Annotated in this window: 22 protein-coding genes and 1 tRNA gene; 11 read left to right on the forward strand and 12 right to left on the reverse strand. The window is 33.5% G+C overall.

Going from position 1 to position 21192, the window contains the following annotated elements; all coding sequences use genetic code 11:
- Positions 1-187: 187 nt before the first annotated feature.
- The 3 genes from mecA to pepF all read left to right on the forward strand — a co-directional run bounded on the left by mecA (position 188) and on the right by pepF (position 4024).
- A complete protein-coding gene (gene mecA / locus AQ616_RS11525; protein WP_069685834.1) occupies positions 188-889 on the forward strand; it encodes an adaptor protein MecA in 702 nt (233 codons plus the stop codon).
- 93 nt (positions 890-982) lie between these two features.
- A complete protein-coding gene (locus AQ616_RS11530) occupies positions 983-2155 on the forward strand; it encodes a competence protein CoiA family protein (protein WP_069685835.1) in 1173 nt (390 codons plus the stop codon).
- Positions 2156-2224: 69 nt separating this feature from the next.
- Positions 2225-4024, forward strand: coding sequence for an oligoendopeptidase F (gene pepF / locus AQ616_RS11535; RefSeq protein WP_069685836.1), 1800 nt, complete (start codon positions 2225-2227; stop codon positions 4022-4024).
- 548 nt (positions 4025-4572) lie between these two features.
- On the opposite strand, the gene AQ616_RS11540 is transcribed toward pepF, so the two are convergent.
- The 3 genes from AQ616_RS11540 to AQ616_RS11550 all read right to left on the reverse strand — a co-directional run bounded on the left by AQ616_RS11540 (position 4573) and on the right by AQ616_RS11550 (position 6542).
- Complete coding sequence (locus tag AQ616_RS11540; RefSeq protein WP_017796351.1) at positions 4573-5478, reverse strand: ClpXP adapter SpxH family protein; 906 nt, start codon at positions 5476-5478, stop codon at positions 4573-4575.
- An 18-nt stretch (positions 5479-5496) separates the two neighbouring features.
- Positions 5497-5883: a globin domain-containing protein gene (locus AQ616_RS11545; protein ID WP_017796352.1), complete on the reverse strand. Its 387-nt coding sequence runs from the start codon at positions 5881-5883 to the stop codon at positions 5497-5499.
- Positions 5884-5975: 92 nt separating this feature from the next.
- Complete coding sequence (locus tag AQ616_RS11550; protein ID WP_017796353.1) at positions 5976-6542, reverse strand: CYTH domain-containing protein; 567 nt, start codon at positions 6540-6542, stop codon at positions 5976-5978.
- A 172-nt stretch (positions 6543-6714) separates the two neighbouring features.
- Between AQ616_RS11550 and yjbM the strand changes: the two genes are divergently transcribed.
- Genes yjbM through AQ616_RS11565 form a run of 3 tightly spaced genes read left to right on the forward strand, consistent with a single transcriptional unit; the run spans position 6715 to position 9049 of the window.
- Positions 6715-7323, forward strand: coding sequence for a GTP diphosphokinase (gene yjbM / locus AQ616_RS11555; protein ID WP_017796354.1), 609 nt, complete (start codon positions 6715-6717; stop codon positions 7321-7323).
- Positions 7324-7344: 21 nt separating this feature from the next.
- Positions 7345-8148, forward strand: a complete 804-nt coding sequence (locus tag AQ616_RS11560; protein WP_017796355.1) for an NAD kinase — start codon at positions 7345-7347, stop codon at positions 8146-8148.
- A 1-nt stretch (position 8149) separates the two neighbouring features.
- The gene (locus AQ616_RS11565; protein WP_077596266.1) at positions 8150-9049 is read left to right on the forward strand and encodes an RluA family pseudouridine synthase; all 900 of its coding nucleotides are present in this window, start codon (positions 8150-8152) and stop codon (positions 9047-9049) included.
- Here AQ616_RS11565 and prpE read toward each other — a convergent pair.
- Entirely contained in the window at positions 9041-9787 is a 747-nt protein-coding gene (gene prpE / locus AQ616_RS11570; protein ID WP_017796357.1) for a bis(5'-nucleosyl)-tetraphosphatase PrpE, read from the reverse strand. The two genes, AQ616_RS11565 and prpE, sit on opposite strands and share 9 nt — an antisense overlap.
- Before the next feature lie 375 nt (positions 9788-10162).
- Here prpE and mgtE point away from each other — a divergent pair, with 375 nt between their 5' ends.
- Positions 10163-11542, forward strand: a complete 1380-nt coding sequence (gene mgtE / locus AQ616_RS11575; protein WP_017796358.1) for a magnesium transporter — start codon at positions 10163-10165, stop codon at positions 11540-11542.
- Between the two features lie 186 nt (positions 11543-11728).
- Positions 11729-12190, forward strand: coding sequence for a CotO family spore coat protein (locus tag AQ616_RS11580; protein ID WP_017796359.1), 462 nt, complete (start codon positions 11729-11731; stop codon positions 12188-12190).
- A 45-nt stretch (positions 12191-12235) separates the two neighbouring features.
- Here the strand turns inward: AQ616_RS11580 and AQ616_RS11585 are convergent, their stop codons facing one another.
- Positions 12236-12706: a CotY/CotZ family spore coat protein gene (locus AQ616_RS11585; RefSeq protein ID WP_017796360.1), complete on the reverse strand. Its 471-nt coding sequence runs from the start codon at positions 12704-12706 to the stop codon at positions 12236-12238.
- A 233-nt stretch (positions 12707-12939) separates the two neighbouring features.
- Between AQ616_RS11585 and AQ616_RS11590 the strand changes: the two genes are divergently transcribed.
- Positions 12940-13194 (forward strand): hypothetical protein, encoded by a 255-nt coding sequence (locus tag AQ616_RS11590; RefSeq protein WP_069685837.1) that lies wholly within the window; start codon positions 12940-12942, stop codon positions 13192-13194.
- A gap of 64 nt (positions 13195-13258) precedes the next feature.
- On the opposite strand, the gene AQ616_RS11595 is transcribed toward AQ616_RS11590, so the two are convergent.
- The 6 genes from AQ616_RS11595 to AQ616_RS11620 form a co-directional block, all read right to left on the reverse strand.
- Complete coding sequence (locus AQ616_RS11595; RefSeq protein ID WP_017796362.1) at positions 13259-13969, reverse strand: YetF domain-containing protein; 711 nt, start codon at positions 13967-13969, stop codon at positions 13259-13261.
- A gap of 116 nt (positions 13970-14085) precedes the next feature.
- Positions 14086-14511: a GNAT family N-acetyltransferase gene (locus tag AQ616_RS11600; protein ID WP_017796363.1), complete on the reverse strand. Its 426-nt coding sequence runs from the start codon at positions 14509-14511 to the stop codon at positions 14086-14088.
- 8 nt (positions 14512-14519) lie between these two features.
- Positions 14520-15032: a YjcG family protein gene (locus AQ616_RS11605; RefSeq protein ID WP_017796364.1), complete on the reverse strand. Its 513-nt coding sequence runs from the start codon at positions 15030-15032 to the stop codon at positions 14520-14522.
- Between the two features lie 88 nt (positions 15033-15120).
- On the reverse strand, positions 15121-15846 hold the full coding sequence (locus tag AQ616_RS11610) for an alpha/beta hydrolase (RefSeq protein WP_017796365.1): 726 nt from the start codon (positions 15844-15846) through the stop codon (positions 15121-15123).
- Between the two features lie 90 nt (positions 15847-15936).
- A complete protein-coding gene (locus AQ616_RS11615; protein WP_069685838.1) occupies positions 15937-17742 on the reverse strand; it encodes an ABC transporter ATP-binding protein in 1806 nt (601 codons plus the stop codon).
- On the reverse strand, positions 17732-19462 hold the full coding sequence (locus tag AQ616_RS11620; RefSeq protein WP_069685839.1) for an ABC transporter ATP-binding protein: 1731 nt from the start codon (positions 19460-19462) through the stop codon (positions 17732-17734). Before AQ616_RS11620 ends, AQ616_RS11615 begins: the two co-directional genes overlap by 11 nt.
- A gap of 569 nt (positions 19463-20031) precedes the next feature.
- Between AQ616_RS11620 and AQ616_RS11625 the strand changes: the two genes are divergently transcribed.
- Positions 20032-20104 (forward strand) — tRNA-Val (locus tag AQ616_RS11625).
- A gap of 212 nt (positions 20105-20316) precedes the next feature.
- Here the strand turns inward: AQ616_RS11625 and AQ616_RS11630 are convergent.
- Positions 20317-20595: a YrhK family protein gene (locus tag AQ616_RS11630; RefSeq protein ID WP_084822471.1), complete on the reverse strand. Its 279-nt coding sequence runs from the start codon at positions 20593-20595 to the stop codon at positions 20317-20319.
- A gap of 237 nt (positions 20596-20832) precedes the next feature.
- Here AQ616_RS11630 and AQ616_RS11635 point away from each other — a divergent pair, with 237 nt between their 5' ends.
- Entirely contained in the window at positions 20833-21018 is a 186-nt protein-coding gene (locus AQ616_RS11635) for a YjzC family protein (RefSeq protein WP_017796369.1), read from the forward strand.
- The last annotated feature ends 174 nt before the right edge of the window (positions 21019-21192 follow it).

Below are 21192 nucleotides of genomic sequence, written 5' to 3' on the forward strand. Positions count from 1 at the left end.
CGTTCCGTACACTATCATACAATAGAGGTATGAGATCAACTAAAGATTAAAATATATAGTTAACGGGTACATGCATTATAGGATAGGAAGTATGGAGGATATTATTATTTACTTTAAAGCACGCTTGATGCACATGTGGGAAGGTAGGTAGCGGATGCTTCTATAATCAAGAAGGGAGAGCGTGAATATGGAGATAGAAAGAATAAACGAAAATACAATTAAGTTTTACATTTCGTATTTAGATATAGAAGAGCTTGGCTTTGAAAGAGAAGAAATTTGGTACAATCGCGAGAGAAGTGAACAGCTTTTTTGGCAAATGATGGATGAGGTAAATTATCGAGAAGACTTTAATCCTGAAGGACCACTTTGGATTCAGGTGCAAGCGATGGAAAAAGGTTTAGAAATCATCGTTACAAAAGCGAAAGTATCTAAGAATGGTGAACATCTTGAATTAGATACGGAAGATGGCAGTGTAGATATTCCTGTCGATGAAAAAATAGAAAGTATTCTTGGTGAAAAATTCGGTAAAAACCCTAGTGAATCTGAAGAATCTGATAGTGAAGATGATGACTTAACGGAAGATAATTTATGGATTATTGTTGAGTTTGATGATTTTGAAGATTTAATTCAATTAAGTCATCAATTCGTAGATATATCGAATTTTGGAGAAGAGACGTTATATTTCTATAACGGTAAATATTACTTGTATATGGAATTCTCCTATGATGTATTAGATGATAATCGACAAGAAGATGTCATCAGTCAAGTGCTTGAGTATGCGTCCGATTCATCTGTTTCTATTCATGTTTTAGAAGAATACGGAAAGAAAGTAATGGAAAACGATACCTTCAGTAGTATTAGGGAACATTTTCCATTACATTTGAAATAAACATTCTCTATTAAAAGAGGATGTTTATTTTTTTGGAAGGATTTTTTTTATAACTGTCGAAATAGGTCTATAGACGGGAGGTGAATTAATTTAGTGCAAAAAGCAATGAATAAACATGGTAATTTCATTATACTGTTTCAAGAATCAGAAAGAAATATCATACAATGGAAACAGAATAAAGAACCTTTTTATTGTCCAACCTGTAATTCTAAAGTAATTATTCGATCAGGTCGAAAAGTAATTGCTCATTTTTCACACTTACCACATTCATTTTGTAGATATGGTAACGGAGAGGGAATGTATCATGAAATGGGCAAATATTTGCTTTATCAATGGTTAACTGACCAAAATATTGAAGTTGATTTAGAAGTATATTTTCCACAAATCAATCGAAGAGCTGATTTGGTAATAAAAGTATTAAATAAGATAATTATTATTGAATTTCAATGCGCGAAAATATCTGCAGAAGAAATTGCGGAAAGAACAAGTGCTTACAATCAAATTAATCTGCATGTTATCTGGATTGTTGGGATGAATCAATTTCGAAGGTTGAGTAATAATCAATTTAAATTAAGTTCTTTTCTTCAATCTTGTATTCACTTATTTCCACAACAAAAAGTTCCTGTTCTATATTTCTTCGATCCAACTACTCGGTATTTTGCCTCACTATCACATATTTACCCATATCAATTTACTAAAGCTTTTGCTACGATTAATATAGCCCCAATACAAACTATCCCATTCCAAAGAATCTTTAAAGATATACCTATTTCTTTAAGATTTCCTCAAGTTTGGATTGAACAACTTCAACAAATACGTAATAAACCGATTATTCATCCAGGTAAGGAAATGAACTGGAGAAGGAAATTATATGAGCAAGGCATAATTTTTCATCATTTACCCAGTATTTGCTTTTTGCCAAATAAATGGCAAATCCATATGAATACTCCTTTTTGGATGTGGCAAACCGAAATAATTATAAATCTAATACAAGATCTTTCCATATCTGCTACATTAACCATTTCAAGATGTGCAAAGATATTAGATGAAAATATTATAAAACAATTGCCAAATATTCATCAGAAATACTCTGCAATACATTCTTTTTTAACAAATCTTGAAATCCTCGGTTATTTAAAAAAGACCTCAAATTCTACGTATGTTAAATTAAAGAATGTAGAAATGTATGTTCATCTAGAAGATGCGCTTAAAGGAGATGAAAAAATAATAACTCAATTATTTTTGGAAAAAAAGGGCAAAATGTGAGCATGATTCTATATTATTTCGTTATACTAAGTAATATACTATGTTGAGAGAAGATAAGGAGGAGTGCACATGAGTAAAGAATTACCTAAAAGAGATGAAATACCGACAGATCTTACTTGGAAATTAGAGGATATTTTCCCTAGTGATGATGCTTGGAAAGAGGAGCTTAAATCATTAAGAGCATCGTTCCCTGAAATAACTGAATTTAAAGGAAGATTACATGAGTCTGCAGATACATTATTTTCTTTATTTAAAAAGCAAGATGAGCTTTCTCAACGTTTAGGCATGCTATACACGTATGCACATATGCGTTATGATCAGGATACGACAAACTCTTTTTATCAAGGGTTAAATGCGCAAGCTGAGAATTTAATAACTATTGCCTCCAGTAATTTAAGTTATATTGTACCTGAGATTCTTACCATTGAAGAAAATAAGTTACAACAATTTTTAGAGGAACATGAAGGATTGCAAGAATATAAGAAGGTACTTGAAGATATTAATCGACAACGCCCACACGTATTAAGTGAAAAAGAAGAGGCGTTACTAGCAGAAGCATCTGAACCAATGTCTACAGGATCACAAACTTTTGGTATGCTAAATAACGCAGATTTAACATTCCCATCAATCACCAATGAAGATGGGGAAGAGGTAGCAGTAACGCACGGAAGATATTCTACATTTTTAGAATCAAAGGATAGAGACGTTAGAAAAAGCGCGTTTGATGCTGTGTACCAAACATATGAAAACTTTAAAAATACATTCGCTTCAACGTTAAGTGGTACAGTAAAGTCTCATAACTTCAGCGCAAAAGTACGTAATTATGATAGTGCTAGACAATCTGCGCTAGATGATAATAACATTCCAGAAAAGGTTTACGATAACTTAGTAGAAGCAGTAAATGAACGATTACCATTATTGCATCGTTATACAAAGTTGCGTAAAAAAGTATTGGACCTAGATGAATTGCATATGTATGATCTTTATACTCCGTTGGTGAAAGATGTGAAAATGAAGGTAACATATGAAGAAGCAAAAGAATATGTAATAAAAGGTCTGAAACCACTCGGTGATGACTATAAAAAAGTATTAGAATCTGCCTTTGAGAATCGTTGGATTGATGTTGAAGAGAATAAAGGGAAGCGAAGTGGTGCTTATTCATCCGGTGCTTATGGAACAAATCCATATATCTTGATGAATTGGCAGGATGACATTAATAATACATTCACGCTAGCACATGAATTAGGTCACTCCGTGCATAGTTATTACTCAAGAAAGCATCAACCATTCAGGTATGGTAATTATTCTATCTTTGTTGCAGAAGTTGCTTCTACGACAAACGAAGCATTGTTAAATGATTATTTATTAAATCATTTAGAAGATGAAAAAGAAAAATTATATATTTTAAACCATTTCTTAGAAGGGTTTAGAGGTACCGTGTTCCGTCAAACGATGTTTGCTGAATTTGAACATGAAATTCACAAACAAGATCAAGAGGGAGAGGCATTAACAGCTGAAAAATTCACTCAAATCTACTATGAACTAAATAAAAAATATTTTGGTGAAGATGTGGTTTCCGATGAATATATCGGATTAGAGTGGGCCAGAATACCTCACTTCTATTACAATTATTATGTGTACCAATATGCCACAGGTTACTCTGCTGCTACTGCGCTTGCACATAATATATTAGAAGGAAAAGAAGGTGCCAATGATCGCTATTTACAATTCTTGCAATCAGGAAGTAGTGAAGATCCAATCGATGTATTGAAAAAAGCTGGTGTTGATATGACATCTAAACAACCCATTTTAGATGCATTGGATGTCTTTGAAGAAAAATTAGCAGAGATGGAACAATTATTGGGCTAATAAAAAAGAGTTCGAGTTTCTACTCGAACTCTTTTTTTCTTCCCGTTACATGTGGGATATAAAAAAAGATATCCTTTTTATCGATATGAGGTATTCATTTTACTGATAGATTGTAATGTTAAATAGATACAAATGATAAAAAGGGGAGCTGTAAAATATATCGGCATCATTTCTAACATGGCAAGTAAATTTAAGAAGAAGGCTAACACGGTAAGTATAAAAAATAGAAATGGGAAATAGTTTTTGCGCCTACGCATCTTTGCCAACTTCCTCCTTTCATGAAATGTAATGAACTAGCTATTTGAGTCTATGTATTTCATAAATAAATTAGAAGTGAACTTTTTGTGAAAACATGAACATAAGTGTTGCATCTATAGAAATGAATTGTTAATATTAAAATGTAAGTTGAATACAAACAAATACCCCTTTTGTTTGATCATGAAACTTTCTCCCATCCCCCTTTGTAGATATACAAAGACGGAAATAGGATATACGCTGCCCCGTATATCCTATATTTTTGTTCAAAAAAGCTAAGACTTAAATTTGTCTTAGCTTTTTTTAGTGTCTATATATTTCCAGAATGAACCGTACTTTGCTGGAATTCGTTCCACAATTTGTTGAAACTGGAGTTTTTTCATTTCTTTTTCTGTTTTATCTAAAGACCAATCATATACGACGGAAATTTCTTTTGTACCCAAAACTTGATAATGTTTTAAAAAATCAATTAAAGGTGGTGTGGATGATGGAATTGGTGTCTTCTGCAATATTTCTTTTAGTACGAGTTCGTAAATTTCGTACGGATATAGTCCAGAAATTTTCACACCTTCATCCTCTACAGATTGATTAAAAAAAACGATTGTTGGAATATAATCAACTTCCATTTCTCTCGTTAGTTTTAAATCACACTGCAATGCTTTCTTTGCACTGGAAGAAAATAAATCACGTTCAAATTCTTCAATATCCAATTTCGCTTCGGTGGCACATTTTAACAATATTTTTTCATCAGAAATATTCTCTTTATTAATAAATAAGTTCTCTTGAAGCTTACGTACAAACATTTTTCCAGCTTTTTTACCTTGTAGTTCTGCAGCTTTTATTGCTAGGGACGGTACATAAGGATAATCAATTGGATTTTCATCCCATATATTACCATCACAACTCATTCCTGTTCGTTTTGCAGTCCGTTCCCAAATATCTTTTAATTTTTTTGGTTTTTCAAATACATCAACATTAAGATTAGATAATTGTCCACTTACAATTTGCCTAATGGTAAAAAAACGTCCATATTCAACAGAAAGTTTTTTAATATATGGTTCTAATGACCAGCATTCTGCACATAAAGGATCAATAAAAACATACATTTCTATTGGCTTCTGAACATAATCAATATAGTTATAATTGGGCGATGTGTTTGTATGATTGGAGCTGGTAAGCTCTTGTTGATTCCAACTCACATCGGATTCTCCTTTCTCTCATTCAGGCGTATTCATCATGTGATTAGCAGTTAGTGTTAATCGTTCCATCATAGCTGTACGATAAGGTTCTTTAATTTCAGCTTCTTCTAAAGCTGCTGCCATACATGTTAACCAAGCATCTCTTCGTGTTGGTGTAATGGGAAAGGGAAGGTGTCTCCTACGTAACATTGGATGGCCTCTTTCTTCTTCATATAGTCTAGGGCCACCGAAAAATTGCGTGAGAAACAGCATTTGTCTCCTGATCGTTTCTGTTAAGTCATCTGGAAATATTGGTTTTAAATCTGGATGATCATTAACTCTTGTATAAAATGCATGAACAATATTATTCATTGTTTTATAGCCACCAATGGCTTCATAGATAGTACGATGTTCAATCTGTTCCATAACAATTCTCCTTGTGTAACTATTGTAGCAACCCAGTTATGGTTGTTCAACCAATCTGATCGAGGAATATTTCTCCATAATTTTTGTCAACGTTACATTTGATGGAAAAAACGCTCTATTTTAGAAGGAGTTTGTCGAATAGGTATATGATATTTATTTAATAATCCATGAAATACTTTTTCCCCATGTTCTTTTGTCGCAGATTCTAATTCTAATTCGAAATCCTCTATACCTAAATAGTTACTATGATCTAAGACCAATTGAGTGCCATTAAATTCAATTTCCATTCGATTTGTAGTAAGATATCCAGCATAATTAAGACTTGTAGGTGAGATATTCATTTCACTTAATTGTTTTGTTGTATGTGGCTTTTGTATTATTTCACCGTGTATCCATTTTTGGAATTCTTGTTCCGTTAAATCATCATGAGTTTCTAATAATCCATCTTCATGTGGTTGTTTTAAGGTTAATTGATACTGCCCTTGCTTCTTTCTAATTCGTAAAGCTGATCCATGTTTCTTTAAATCAAAATTTTTTGTTTCAAAATAATAGTTCGTTTGTTTAACAGATGAGGTTGGGAACGATAAATCCTGCTGCAACTGGATAAATTCATCCTTGGTTAATAAGTTTTTATATTCAATTTCGATTTCTTGTGACATCTTCATTGTTCTCCTATTCGTAGAAAGCTTATATCTATTATGGCTAATAACAGTTTTCAATGCAAAAAATAACTATCATCGTTATTAAATAGCAGGGGATAGTACTTGTTGATTATTTTGATTATGATAAAATAGGATTGGCAATTATTAGAATACGTTTAGGGTGATAACCATGAATTGGGAATCAACACTTGCTCCATATAAGCAAGTAGTCGAGGAATTAAAAGTAAAGTTAAAAGGGATGCGTTCCCAGTATGAAAAAGAGTCAAGTCATTCACCAATTGAATTTGTAACAGCGAGAGTGAAGCCAGTACCAAGTATCATAGAAAAAGCACAAAGCAGAGGTATTGCTATAGAGAATGTGGAAAGAGAAATGCAAGATATTGCTGGTGTAAGGGTTGTTTGTCAATTCGTTGATGATATTTATACGATTGTAGATATGCTACAACATAGAAATGACTTTGAAATTGTTGAAGAGAAAGACTATGTATCCCATAAAAAAGATAGTGGTTACCGGTCATATCATATGATTATTAAGTATCCAGTAGAAACGATACATGGTGAAATGATTGTATTGGCTGAGATACAAATTCGAACGTTAGCAATGAATTTTTGGGCAACGAATGAGCACTCATTAAACTATAAATATGATGGAAAGCTGCCATCTAAGGTTAGATTGCGATTACAAAAGGCGGCTGAAGCAGCCTTTAAATTAGATGAAGAAATGTCTAAAATAAGAAGTGAAATTCATGAGGCACAAAGAGTGTTTCATCGTAAATAATAGTCGAAGGAGAAATAATAAATGAACTTTAAAATTGTCTCAAAAGGTGATGATCGTTCAGAAAAAATAAAAGCAATGATGCGTCAATATTTATCCGATTTTGGATTAGTTTATGATAAGGAAGCCCCCGACTTAGTAATTTCTGTTGGAGGAGACGGTACATTCCTGGAAGCATTTCATCGCTATGTTCATCGATTAGAAGATACAGCTTTTATAGGGATACATACTGGGCATTTAGGTTTTTATACAGATTGGACTCCAAACGATGTGGAAAGACTGATCATAGAGATTGCAAAAACTCCTTTCCAAACAGTGGAGTACCCTTTATTGGAAGTAATTATTAGAGGAAAGTCAGGCGGGAAAGAAGATCGCATTCTTGCTTTAAATGAAGCAATGATTAAAACAGCGGATGGTTCGTCTGTGGTCTTTGATGTGGAGATAAAAGGTGAGCATTTTGAAACATTTCGTGGAGATGGAATCTGTATTTCTACACCCTCTGGAAGCACTGCATACAATAAAGCACTTGGAGGTGCAATTCTGCATCCATCGTTAGAAGCAATCCAAATAACAGAGAATGCATCCATTAATAATCGAGTTTTTCGTACTATCGGTTCACCTCTTATACTGCCAAAACATCATACTTGCTTCTTAAAACCAATGGTAGATAGCAGCTTTCTAATTCAAATTGATCACTTTACAAAGAATTATCAAAATGTAAAATCGATACAATGTAGAGTAGCAAAAGAGAAGGTACGGTTTGCTCGCTTTAAGCAGTTCCCGTTTTGGAATCGGGTTCGAGATTCCTTTGTATCGGAGGAAGATTAACTTGATTTTACGGTGGAAAATCAAGAAGAATGAAGAGGGGATGTTGATTAAAACATATTTACAACAAATCCATCATTTTTCTAGAAGGTTACTTGTTTCTTTGAAGAAGGAACCAGGCAGCATACAAGTAAACGGAACTTCACAATGGGTAACTTATAAATTGCAGAGCGAAGACATTCTAAAAATAGTATTTCCTAATGAAAGACATAGTGATGTGATCACACCGGAAAAATTACCTTTAGACATTATTTATGAGGATGCGTACTGCCTTGTAGTAAATAAACCTGCAGGACAAGCATGTCTACCATCTATGAACCATCATAACAATACGCTAGCAAATGGATTAACTTATCATTATCTAGAAAATTCGATACCTTCTACTGTTCATATTGTTACCAGGCTAGATGTGCAAACGTCTGGCCTGGTTTTAGTAGCAAAGAATCAATATATTCATTCTTTGTTTTCACAAATGCAAAAAGAAGGAAAAATTCAACGTGTATATGAAGCGATTGTTCATGGAGAAATAATCCAAAAGTCAGGCATCATCGATGCTCCTATTGGTAGGAAAGAAGGATCGATTATTGAGCGTACGATTGACGTAATCAATGGCAAACATGCTATAACAAACTATACTGTGGTACGCTCTGATTATAGAGCTTCACGATTAGAAATTAAATTAGAGACAGGGAGAACACACCAAATAAGGGTACATTTTCAATACCTTGGCCATTCTTTATACGGTGATGATATGTATGGAGGAGAAAGAGACATTATACAGCGCCAAGCTTTACATTGTAAGCAAATTACAATGTTGCATCCAATAACAAATGAAAAAATACAGCTTGACGCAAATATTCCACAAGATATGGGAATCTTATTGAAACGATTAAGGTTAGGTTGATTCGCCAAAATGAGTAAATTTGTCACTGATAAACGGTTGTTTAGAGGGGATGGAGACAAATTCATCTTCTGGAAATTGATAAGCCGTCAACTTATTTCCGAATACACAACCAGTATCAATATTTATTGTATGATTTATAATACGTGGTTCAAGTACAGGAGTATGTCCATATACAATCCATATATCACCGTGATAATGTTTGGCCCAATCGCGGCGAATTGGTTTTCCCTTTTGATCGAATTCTCCTGTAATATCCCCGTATAACACAAATGTTTTTGTTTGCTTATCTTCTTTTCCGATTAGATGCTCCGGTATACCTGCGTGTGCGATTATTACATTTATATTTTTAAAGTGAAGGTAAAGGGGAGCATTCTCATAGAGCTCCATAAATTTGATTTTTATGTTGTGTTGTTTTTCTGCTGATAAGCTACGAAATTCTGCTGTTGTTGTCTCCAATCCATGTTTTTCCATTACTTTATTTCCTAGAAAGAAACGGTAGAGCTTGTTGCAATGATTGCCTGGGATGTAATAGGCAAGTTTTTCTTTTACAAGTTGATAAACTAATTCTATTACTTTTATTGAATCTGGACCCCGGTCTGTAATATCTCCTACAAAGGCTATAAGACGATTATCAGCATGCTGATATGTACCATTTTTCTTTCGATATCCTAATTTGTACAGTAATGCTTCTAGTTCTTCTAAACAACCATGTACATCACCAATAATATCAATTTTCATATCACTAATCTCCCTATAAAAAATTTGACGGTAAACGTTACTGTGTTTTAATCTATAAAAGTTGGTATTAATTTCATAATAGCTATTTTTATATTTGAATCAATTTTATAATTAATACATTTGGTATAAAATCCGAATGTTGCGTTGTTTGATTTTCGTTACAGAACATTATTATATAACCATTACAAAATGTTCGTATTTAATAAAACTTAGCGATTATGAAATTGATTCACTTAACTGTTTAAAATTGGTTTATACTATATATTCTTATATTAGCATCGTCAAACTTCTATGTCTTATGCTACTTTCTGTTTGATTTTTAATCAACGGGGAAAAATACACTTATGCAGTGTGAAGGAAACTGGGGGGATAACAATGAAACAAGAGCGTTATGACACTCAATATGAAGAACAATTTCAAGAGCATATTGAAAAAGTGAAAACAGCCCTTCAACAAGGGCAAATTGAAGTTTTTCGTGAAGAATTTTTAGACATTCATCCTTATGATCAAGCAATGTTTTTTAATCAACAGGATGAAGAGGCAAGAGGGCAGATATATACGTATTTATCTCCTGAAGAAATGTCAGAAATACTCATAAATATTGATCTTGAAGATGTAACGGCATTTTTTGAGGAGATGGATCCGAGGTATGCTGCGATGATTTTTGCGGAGATGCCAGCCGATGATGCGGTGGACATTTTAAATGAATTGGATAAAGAAAAAGTAGCGAGTTATCTAACAATTATGGATCAAGAGAGTGCGAATGAGATTAAACAATTACTGCACTATGAGGAAAAAACCGCTGGTAGTATTATGACCACAGAATATGTTTCCATTTACAACGATATGACCGTAGCGGAAACCATGCGTTTATTGAAAACAGAAGCACCAGATGCAGAGACTATTTATTATCTGTTTGTTTTGGATGGAAATAAACGCTTAGTAGGTGTACTTTCCATTCGGGATTTAATTATTGCTGATGATGAAACTAAAATTGAAGAATTAATGAGTACAAAAGTGGTTGCAGTATCTGTTGCTAAAGACCAAGAGGACGTAGCGCAAATGTTTCGTGATTATGACTTTCTTGCACTACCTGTTGTAGATTTTCAAGACCACTTGCTCGGGATAATCACAGTTGATGATATTTTAGATGTTATGGAAGAAGAAGCAAGTGAGGACTACTCGATGCTTGCTGCGATGTCTAATACAGATATAAAAGATGACAATGCATTTCGTTCAGCTAGGAAACGATTACCTTGGTTAGTAATCCTACTGTTTTTAGGAATGCTTACAGCCAGTTTGATTGGAAGGTTTGAAGATACATTAAACCAGGTCGCTGTATTAGCCGTGTTTATTCCATTAATCGCTGGAATGGCTGGTAATTCTGGTACGCAAGCTTTGGCAGTTGCGGTACGCGGTATGGCTACGGGAGATTATGATAGTTCTGTTAAATGGAAGTTGGTAGGTAGAGAAGCAATTACCGGATTAATTACTGGAACAGTGTGTGGAAGTATTTTAGTATTAATTATTTATTTATGGCAAGGGAACTTGTATTTAGGATTTCTAGTGGGATTCTCGATTATGGCATCCTTAGTTGTTGCAACGTTGGCGGGAACGTTAATTCCAATGTTTATGAACCGACTCAATATTGATCCGGCTGTTGCATCAGGACCTTTTATTACGACGATTAATGACTTAATTTCCATTTTGATTTATTTTGGAATGGCAACGACATTTATGAGTTATTTAGTATAATGTTTTTTAAAAAAAAGACGAGCACTTCCTTTCCATAAGGGAGTGCTTTTTATAAAGATTGCATATTTAAGGATATTCTCATAATTACATTAAACAGCTCTTGTTTATGTACTATTGGGTATGTGCACACAAATCATTTCTAGGTACATATACTAATTAGAGGATGAATGAAGGGAGTATAAAATAATGTCAAAAAAAGAATATGCAAAAGAGCCGTTGCTTTATATTCATCAGCCAGAATTAAATCAGCCAAAAGCCTCGATGCAACATCATTTTATAGGGAATCGTAGAGAAAGTGTGCAGCCTGCAAATGAGACGAAAGAATCCATCACTCCTAGAAAAACAAGGGGTGGAAGACAAGTAAATGCATCGGCAAATAACGAAAATTTTAATCAAAAAAACCATGAACTGAATAGTGAAAAAAAACAATTTAAAGAAATGTCTATCAGCGAAAAGATTGATTATTTCGTTGGCCGTTCGGAGTACGCACCTCCAATTAATTGTTTGGTAATTACTGATCGAAAAAAATATCGAGGGGTAATTTTAGAAATGACAAATGAAGAAGTGAAATTTCGTCTATCTAATCGAAAAAGTAGCATAAAAATCAATTATGAGGATATAAAGGATATTCAATTAGTAGGATTCTAAAAAAACACCATTCAGATGTTTTCTGAATGGTGTTTTTGCTTCTTATTAACGAAATGCATTGATTGCTGGTAAGCAAGTTACATGACAGAAACAATCTAAATCTACAGTAATACAAATGCCTGTAGCTTCTAAATCATGTGTGCTTTGTTCAGTTGGATCTTTTAAGTGATCATATCCACAGCTTTCTCCGTCACTGAGTAGCAATTCAAGAACTGCGCAATTATCTTTATCTACTTTTTTGACACGGAAGATGAAGCTAGAAAGGATATCGCCAATTTTGCTTCTGTGTTCACGAACAGCACCAAATCCTTTGAATGGTTTACAATCCTTGCAATATAGGATAACTGGAACTGTATCTAAACCGTTAGAGGTATCGTTCTCACCTAGCAAGTCGTTGATGGATTGATCACAGCTCGTATCACAGCAATTTTCTACAATGTCATTTTGAGCGTCAACAATATCTTTTAAAATATCTGCTACGCAACTTCCCGTATCGTAATTTTTTCCACAACCCATGAAAAATATCTCCTTTCGCAATTTGAATTTACTTTCCTTATAGGATATGTGTCATAGCATGGATGGTGTGGGCATATATAAGAAAAACTGTGAGTATGACTAGAAATATAAAAATAAAAAATGGATTGGAGTTTGTTTTTTCAGAAAAGAGGGTATATTTTTTATACAACAGTCAATTATTAATGAGTCTAAACGTATAATATATATAATTATGCTGAGAAAGGGGACTTGATATGGCTTATATTCTTCCAATCGAACATTACCAATATCAAGATTATCAGCAACGAGTGTCACAGGTGAAAACGAATAGAAATTATATTGAAGGTCCGTTTAAAGTTTTGTTAGATCAAAAACATCAAGAAGTTGCTGCCAGGCATGAAGGATTACACCCCTCTGTTGATGATAAACACAAAGTATCACCGTATATTTCCAGTGAAGAAATAAGTTTATATACAGGAAAAGGAAGAAAATTTAACGATTATGTATAGCTATTGATAAATAAAAAAGTACCTTATTCTACTATGAAGATAGAATAAGGTACTTTTATTGGGGTTAGTCCGCATCCCATTTTTGATGATTACGATTTAAATAGGGAAGAAGGAAAAGAGGTTTGTCCTTGATATACTCTGCATAAAATACATCCTCTATCCGTTCATAACCTTCTTTTTTAATCTGTTCCGATAACCATTCTATACTGAGATTTTTTTCCTTTAAATTATCCATTATTACTTCACCATCATTAATCAATGTTGTTGATAAATCGACTTCTGTTGCACTCAATTTTAAATCTTTTCGAGTAGGCATTTGATAGTCCGATTTTTTTAAAATCGATAATGTGCCATTCGCTTCTAAAACGGCAAATTCAACTTCTTGAATAGAAAATGTATCCTTTGTACGAAGTAAATGCTGTAACTGATTAATATCTAGTTTGTTTTTCTTCATAGTGTCTCGAATTAACTTCCCGTTATAAATTACAATGGAAGGAAAACCCTCTAACATGTGGCGAGTGTGCTTGTATTTTTGTGAGATAATTTCTGAGGTATACATAATTACTGCATAAATGGTAATAACGAATAATATATCAATGATTCCAGCATTTTGATCAAATAGAGCATTTCCTACTAATTCTCCAAGTAATAATGCTGCAATAAAGTCAAAGGGAGTTATTTGTGATATCTGCGTTTTCCCAAGAATTTTAGTAACAAGAAAAAGTGCAACAAAACCAATCACCATCTCAAAAAACATGCTGAAATAACCACTCATAATGAAATCTCCCTTCACATATGCATTCAATGCTTAGTGTTACCGAAAAAGTAATAATCATGTAAGGAAGAATAAAAAAAACAGGGAACCAGTTAAATCACTGATTCCCTGCATTATTATAAGTTTTTTAGCATCGTTACATGCGGAATTCCTGCATCCATAAATTCTTCTGATATCACACGGTAGCCTAATTTCTTATAGAAATTTAGTGCGTGAGTTTGCGCATTTAATTTTGCCTTATGATAATTTTGATGTTTTATTTCTTCTTCCATCGCGTTTATCAATTGTTGGCCAACAGATTTTCCACGATGATCTTTTAAAACACAAATTCTTTCTAATTTGCCATAACCATCATCTGTATACCTTAAGCGACTTGCTGCAATAGCAGTATCATTCTCAAAGGCTAAAAAATGAGTAGCAGTAGCATCATGCTCATCTAACTCTTCTTCAGCTGGTACTTCCTGTTCTTCTACAAATACAACCATTCGAATATGATATGCTTGTTCCAATTCTTCTCTTGATTCTGCAATTTTAACTCTCATGCTGAAAATTAATCCTTTCCTAAAACGAATGTTTGGTACACTGTCCAAGATTCGTTGTCCAATTGATACAGTAGTTGAAAACGGTCAACGTAATCTTCCAAATTAAAACCTTCCATTTGTAATCTTCCTAAGATATCGGAAAACTCATCGTGCTCCAATTCTTGAGCAATTGTGATATGCGGTACAAATGGATGCGTCTGATTATCATCAAATTTACCTTCATGTAATTTTGAATGCAAGTCATTAAGCTCTTGAATTGGTTCTACTTTGAAATAAATGGTATTTGTTACTGGCTCAAATGTACTTACTTTATTAATTTGAATATGAAAAGGCTCTGTTTCTTTTGCAATCTTACGAAGTTCCTCAACTGTTTCATTTAATGTTTCTTCGTCAGCTTCAAAAGATTCTTTTAATGTTAAGTGAGGTGGTATTAATGAATAACGTGGATCATATCGTTTTCTTAAAGCGTTAGCTTGATCTTGGATTGATTTAGATGGAAATATTGCAATACCGTATTTCATAATGTAACCTCCTATAGCAATTCGTTCTTTAATTAATAATCAGAAATTGTTTTTTATAGTATAGCAAAAATATACGATAAATAGAAACTTATTCAAATAAACTCGTTAATAATCGTTTCATGTCTTTTTGCCAATACTTCCAGGTGTGTTCACCTTCATCTAGTTCATGGTAGAGGTAAGTAGCACCTTTTTCTTGCAAAATGTCATGAAGTCTGCGGTTTGGTGTTAAGAAATCAGCCCGGTTTCCATCTGTCATAGAAACATCTGTTTCAGCTGTACCAATAGTATGATATATATCGATAGTTGAAAGATTATCAATTTTATCAACTGCTTCCAGTACTGTATCATCTACATATGGAGACTGCATAGCGATTTTTCCAAACGTATTTGGGTACTGAATAGCAGTCATCAGTGCTAATGTGCCAGCTAGAGAGTCTCCAATTAGACTACGTGATCTACCCATATGATAAGTAGGAATTATTGAATCTAATAAAGGTACTACTTCATGGACAAGAAACTTTATATAAGCTTTATTCTGTTCACCAGAAGGATGATATTTTTTTCTTCGATCATATTTATCCTTGTAATGAATACCAACAAATACTGTATTATTTATTTCTTTTGATTCATGTAATCGATCACTTAAAGTCGCTACTCTGCCCATTTGGAAATAATCATTCCCGTCTTGCATGATACAAATATCATATTTGTATAAGTCAGAAAATGATTCTGGCTGATAAATTTGTATAGACATCGATTCATGTAGATAATCGCTATCCATTCTTTTTTCAATCATTTTCCCTTTTCTTCCCACAATTTCCACCTCTGCCTCAAGATTTTGTTTAGTATATCGATAGTCTATCACCGATGACAAATACTGTCACTTAGAATAAGGTAGAAGGTATTAGCTATGTAGCTCATAGTAATACCCCTTTTGTTTCATTAGACTATTGTGATTTCCTTTTTCAATGATTTTCCCATTCTTCATCATCATGATTATATCTGCTTCGCGGATGGTATTTAAACGATGCGCCACAACAAAACTTGTTCTACCTTCCATAAGTCTTTTTAGAGCTTCTTGAATTTTAATCTCTGTGATTGTATCAATATTACTGGTTGCCTCATCCAAGATCAGAATCTTTGGCTCCGCCAGTAATGCTCTAGCTATAGTAAGTAATTGTTTCTGCCCTTGGCTTATGCCACTTCCATCCTGATCAAGAATCGTATCAAATCCTTTTGGTAAATGAGAAATAAATTCGTAAGCATTGGCGTTTTTTGCTGCTTTTTCTACTTCGTGGTCACTAGCAGTTAACTTTCCATATCGAATATTTTCTCTAATGGTTCCATGGAATAAGAATGCATCCTGTAATACAAAAGCCATATGACTTCGAAGGCTGGAACGCTTAATTTTCTTAATGTCCAAACCATCTAAAGTAATCAATCCACTATCATAATTATAGAAGCGGGAGATAAGGTTTATAATTGTTGTCTTTCCTGCGCCAGTGTGTCCCACTAGAGCGATTGTTTCTCCTGGACTAGCTTCAAATGAAATGTTGTCTAATGTTTTAGTGTTTTCGTATCCGAATGAAACATTGCTAAACACGACATGACCATTGGTGTCATTTATAGTAATGGCATCTTTTTCATCTAATTCTTCTTGTGTTTCATCCATAACATTAAATACACGCTCTGCACCAGCAATGGCTGATAACAACATATTAAATTGATTTGATAATTCATTAAGCGGACGAGTAAATTGTCTAGCATATTCTGTAAATATTACGATAGTACCAACGGTTACTAAGGAAGTATCTGAAACAATTACCAATATACCGCCTACTAAAGCAATTAAACCAAAGCTTAAGAAGTTTAACATATTCATTACTTTTGGAATAAAACCAGAAATAGTTAGAGCCCAGAAACCAGTATTTTTTAAATCGTTATTTCTTTTTTCGAATTGGTTAGTAACGTAATTTTCTTGAGAATAGGTCTTCACCACGTGTTGTCCTGAAACAATTTCTTCTACATAACCATTTACTTCACCAAGGTGCCTTTGTTGCAACTTATACAATGGACCTGTTCTCCTAGTTATCCAGCGCATCGCAAAATACATTACCGGAATGATTGACATTGCTACTACTGTAAGAATAGGGCTCAAATATAGCATGACAACCAATGTACCTATGAGAGTTAGGACGCTTGAGAAAATCTGAATAACGGATTGGTTTAAGGTATTGTTAATGTTATCTATATCATTTGTTAAGCGACTCATCAATTCTCCGTGTTGGCGTTTATCAAAATAGGAAATTGGTAAGCGATGAAATTGTTCAAACAAATTTTTTCGTAATGTATAAACTGTATTTTGAGCAATTCCAACCATCCAAAAATTTTGTAGAAACAAGGATACAGAATGAATGATATAAACGGCAATTAGAGCAAGTAATAAATACCCGAGTCCGTTAGCTTCTTGTGTAATAATGAAGTTATCAATTGCTCTTCCTACTAAGAAAGGGCCAAGTAACGCAAATATTGAGCTAATTAGGACCATTAGTATAACGAGCGTAAGCATGCCTTTTTCTATTGCTATATATTGCCAAATTCGTTTAAGCGTCGCGCCCATATTTTTGGCTTTTTTTTGTTGATCTGCATTTACACTCGATATATCAATTCTTTTATACTGAAAAGGTGCCTTTAAGGAACTATTTCGCATGATGAGCCTCCTTTTCAAATTGTGATTCAGCAATGGATTGGTATAGCTCTGATTTATGAAGCAACTGTGCATGAGTACCAATATCTAATACTGAACCGTAATCGAGTAATAAGATTCGATCAGACTTTTTTGCCGTCGATACTTTTTGGGTTATGATAAACACAGTACAATGATAACTCTCCAATGCTTGTAAAAATCGAGCTTCAGTTGCTAAGTCCAGAGCACTTGTACTGTCATCTAACATTAGAATTTTAGGTTTGCGAATTAAAGCTCTTGCGATCGAAATACGTTGTTTCTGACCACCCGAAAGATTTACCCCTTTTTGACCGACACGTGTTTCATATTTTCCTTCTAATTGCATAATGGTGTCATGAATTTGAGCGTCTTTAGCAGCTTGAATTACATCATCCATCGTTGCTTCTCGTTTTCCCCAAGCGATGTTATCAAATATTGTTCCTGTAAATAATAATGGGCTTTGAGGCACATAACCAATGCTGTCACGTAAATTTGCAAAAGAATAATCATCTAATGGTAGATCATCAACATAAATGGTTCCTTTTGTCGGGTCATATAACCTCGGCATTAATTGAAATAATGACGTTTTTCCAGAACCAGTTGCTCCGATAATAGCCATACTTTCTCCAGGATTAACGTTGAAAGAAATATCTTTTAACGTGGGTTGTTTTGCATTAGGATATGTAAATGAAACATGGTCATATGTTACTTTTCCGTATTTGACCACTTCTTTATCATCTGATGAAGCTTGTTGTTCTTGTTCATTACGCAATGTTAACACTTCTTCGATACGCTTTGCAGATGCTTTCGTTCGTGAAATCGCCATTATAATGAAGGAGAACATAGAAATTGCCATTGATACTCTTAGTGCATAATTTACCATCGTCACTACTTCACCGACATTAGCTTGACCCGCAATAGTTTGTGCATTCCCAAACCATATAATGAAGATTAAACTTATATTCATAACAAGTAGAAGTATAGGACCTGTGGATTCAACAATACGAAATGTTTTCTTGGTTGCATCAGCTAGCTCAGTATTCGCAATTCCAAATCTATCCTCTTCAAAGCCTCTGCGTGAAAATGCTTTAATTAATCGCATTCCAGCAAGGTTTTCCTGCATGACTCTATTTACGTTATCTACATTCCCTTGGACTTTCGTAAACAACTTACTCGTAATCTTCAAAACAAATAATAAGAAAATAACAAGCAGGGGAACGGTTACTAAGAATATCGCTGCTAATTGTGCATTTACAATAAAAGCCATGATAACTCCACCAATTACAGTAAGTGGAGCTTTCGCCATAATACGTAATGCCATAAAAATCGTATTTTGAATTTGGCGGATGTCATTAGTGAATCTGGTTACTAAGGCAGATGTCGGGTATTGATTTAAATTGGCGAAAGAGAAATCTTGAATCTTTTCAAACAGTTTTTGACGAATATCATATCCATATGCAAAACTGACATGGGAGGAAATAAAGGAATTAATGATTCCAGAAACAAGTGAAAGTAAAGCCAATCCAATCATGATACCGCCCCAAAAACCAATATTGCCTAAATCTTGGTTCTCAATGCCTTGGTTAATCATGAACCCTAAAAATAAAGGAAGCAGCAATTCTACAGCTAACTCAACCAACATTAGTAGAAATGCTACAATAGAAGGAACTTTATAAGGTTTTATAAATGAAAAAACATTTCTCAATAATTATCCACCTTCAATCTCAGATAAAAAACAATTTTTTTACTATTATAAGACGATAAAGCTTTATTATCCAGTAATTTATTTCGGTATGCGAAATTTTTATAAATGATCTTGGATATTTTTAATATGATGATATAAGTTGAAATTAGAACAAAAAATGGAGTGCTTGCGAATAGATGAACACGTTTAAATATTTTATAAGCACTTTCTGTATTTACCCAGAAAAAGACTTTTTCAATCCATTATATATTTTGATTCAAATTAGTGATAGGACTTGAGGTTACTGACAGTACTTGATTTGAAAAAATTCATCGGGACTTCGTCCTATGATAATGAAGATGAAATGTATTAAAAATTCTACTTTTTAGAAACACTTGATGAAAGTTGTATAAAAAAATAAAAGTTAGTATTTGTATATGGGAGAATTAAAGAATGTTAGTTTTGAATAACACCAGAAATGTATTTGTACAGTAGTCAAAGGTGAAAGTGGACGAATAGGTGTGGAGAAACAAATGCTTGTCATAGGTAGATAGAGCGGGTATAATATTTTGTAGTCACATATTTTTTATGATTCCGTAGCTCAGCTGGGAGAGCGCCACCTTGACAGGGTGGAGGTCGTTGGTTCGAGCCCAATCGGAATCATCCTAAATATCCCTTGATATCAAAGGCTTTCTCTTCTTAATGAAGGAAAAGCCTTTCTTCTTTGTATATCCAAAATGCCGACATTTTGCCGACCAATTCCTATATTTTATTGGTTTTTGCTGTTTCCTAAAAGTGCATTATCTAGTTTTTCTGTTGCAATTTTATCTGCTTCTTCGATAGCATGACCATAAAAATTCATAGTTGTTGAAATATCACTTCCTTCTGTAAATCCAAGTTTTTCTTAGTATTTTCAGTAAAGGTCGAATGGTTAGAGATAGACTTCCTAATAAGTATGCAATATTTCCATAGAAGTCTGTAATAGCGAAAAAGTTTAATATGCTACCTGTAACGAAAAATATTCCTACTAATACATCTCCTATTAATTGTAAGAAATTATATTTTTCTTGAAAGTAAACTTCTAGTGATTGGCTATATATGCTAAAGTCTTGTTTATTTCCTTCTTTATAATTTTTTATTCTTGGTATTTGCATATATGCTAATCTCCTCCCAATTTTTGCTATATTAATTCCCTTAAAATTCAAATTTTACTCTACCTCAAGAAGGAATCATTCTATAGTCATGAACAATTAAGTATGAATAATTAAAGATATTATGACGTACGAACTAATTTTAATTTTTTTAGTTTATTTGAAGAAAATAGTGGAATACATTTTACATAGAAAAGTTAGTTTCATAGCTTTTCTAAATAATTTAGGAGGTGGAGAGACATGGCTAACAATCAAACTTACAAAACAGGAGAAAAAGCACCGGAGAGCGGAACATTTAAAGTTAAAAGTTTAGTGAACGGCGGATCAACTAATCAAGATAATACTGAAATTAGAGTTGAAGAAGGCGAGCAATTTCCTCCTTCTCCATCTAGTAATGAAGCTGCCAATTGGGTAAAAGTATCATAAAAAAGAAAAAGCCCTCCTATGGGGGGCTTAATTTCAAACTTTAAGTCTACGTAGTATTGCACCAATCCCAAACAAAACTAATACCCTAAAACCACGATTAGCTACTTCACTTAAAAAACTATTCCATTGGAGTATTTGATTTACGTTTAGATGAGGATTAGCATTCATAGAAGC

The organism is Oceanobacillus sp. E9, from assembly GCF_001741975.1.
Taxonomy (GTDB): Bacteria; Bacillota; Bacilli; order Bacillales; family Amphibacillaceae; genus Oceanobacillus; species Oceanobacillus kimchii.

What these genes read in the sequence shown, in the direction of transcription:
- mecA (WP_069685834.1), top strand. Translation starts at nt 188, where the DNA reads ATGGAGATAGAAAGAATAAACGAAAATACAATTAAGTTTTACATTTCG.
- pepF (WP_069685836.1), top strand. Translation starts at nt 2,225, where the DNA reads ATGAGTAAAGAATTACCTAAAAGAGATGAAATACCGACAGATCTTACT.
- AQ616_RS11545 (WP_017796352.1), bottom strand. Translation starts at nt 5,883, where the DNA reads ATGGAACAGATTGAACATCGTACTATCTATGAAGCCATTGGTGGCTAT.
- AQ616_RS11550 (WP_017796353.1), bottom strand. Translation starts at nt 6,542, where the DNA reads ATGTCACAAGAAATCGAAATTGAATATAAAAACTTATTAACCAAGGAT.
- yjbM (WP_017796354.1), top strand. Translation starts at nt 6,715, where the DNA reads ATGAATTGGGAATCAACACTTGCTCCATATAAGCAAGTAGTCGAGGAA.
- AQ616_RS11560 (WP_017796355.1), top strand. Translation starts at nt 7,345, where the DNA reads ATGAACTTTAAAATTGTCTCAAAAGGTGATGATCGTTCAGAAAAAATA.
- prpE (WP_017796357.1), bottom strand. Translation starts at nt 9,787, where the DNA reads ATGAAAATTGATATTATTGGTGATGTACATGGTTGTTTAGAAGAACTA.
- mgtE (WP_017796358.1), top strand. Translation starts at nt 10,163, where the DNA reads ATGAAACAAGAGCGTTATGACACTCAATATGAAGAACAATTTCAAGAG.
- AQ616_RS11580 (WP_017796359.1), top strand. Translation starts at nt 11,729, where the DNA reads ATGTCAAAAAAAGAATATGCAAAAGAGCCGTTGCTTTATATTCATCAG.
- AQ616_RS11585 (WP_017796360.1), bottom strand. Translation starts at nt 12,706, where the DNA reads ATGGGTTGTGGAAAAAATTACGATACGGGAAGTTGCGTAGCAGATATT.
- AQ616_RS11590 (WP_069685837.1), top strand. Translation starts at nt 12,940, where the DNA reads ATGGCTTATATTCTTCCAATCGAACATTACCAATATCAAGATTATCAG.
- AQ616_RS11595 (WP_017796362.1), bottom strand. Translation starts at nt 13,969, where the DNA reads ATGAGTGGTTATTTCAGCATGTTTTTTGAGATGGTGATTGGTTTTGTT.
- AQ616_RS11600 (WP_017796363.1), bottom strand. Translation starts at nt 14,511, where the DNA reads ATGAGAGTTAAAATTGCAGAATCAAGAGAAGAATTGGAACAAGCATAT.
- AQ616_RS11605 (WP_017796364.1), bottom strand. Translation starts at nt 15,032, where the DNA reads ATGAAATACGGTATTGCAATATTTCCATCTAAATCAATCCAAGATCAA.
- AQ616_RS11615 (WP_069685838.1), bottom strand. Translation starts at nt 17,742, where the DNA reads ATGCGAAATAGTTCCTTAAAGGCACCTTTTCAGTATAAAAGAATTGAT.
- AQ616_RS11630 (WP_084822471.1), bottom strand. Translation starts at nt 20,595, where the DNA reads ATGCAAATACCAAGAATAAAAAATTATAAAGAAGGAAATAAACAAGAC.
- AQ616_RS11635 (WP_017796369.1), top strand. Translation starts at nt 20,833, where the DNA reads ATGGCTAACAATCAAACTTACAAAACAGGAGAAAAAGCACCGGAGAGC.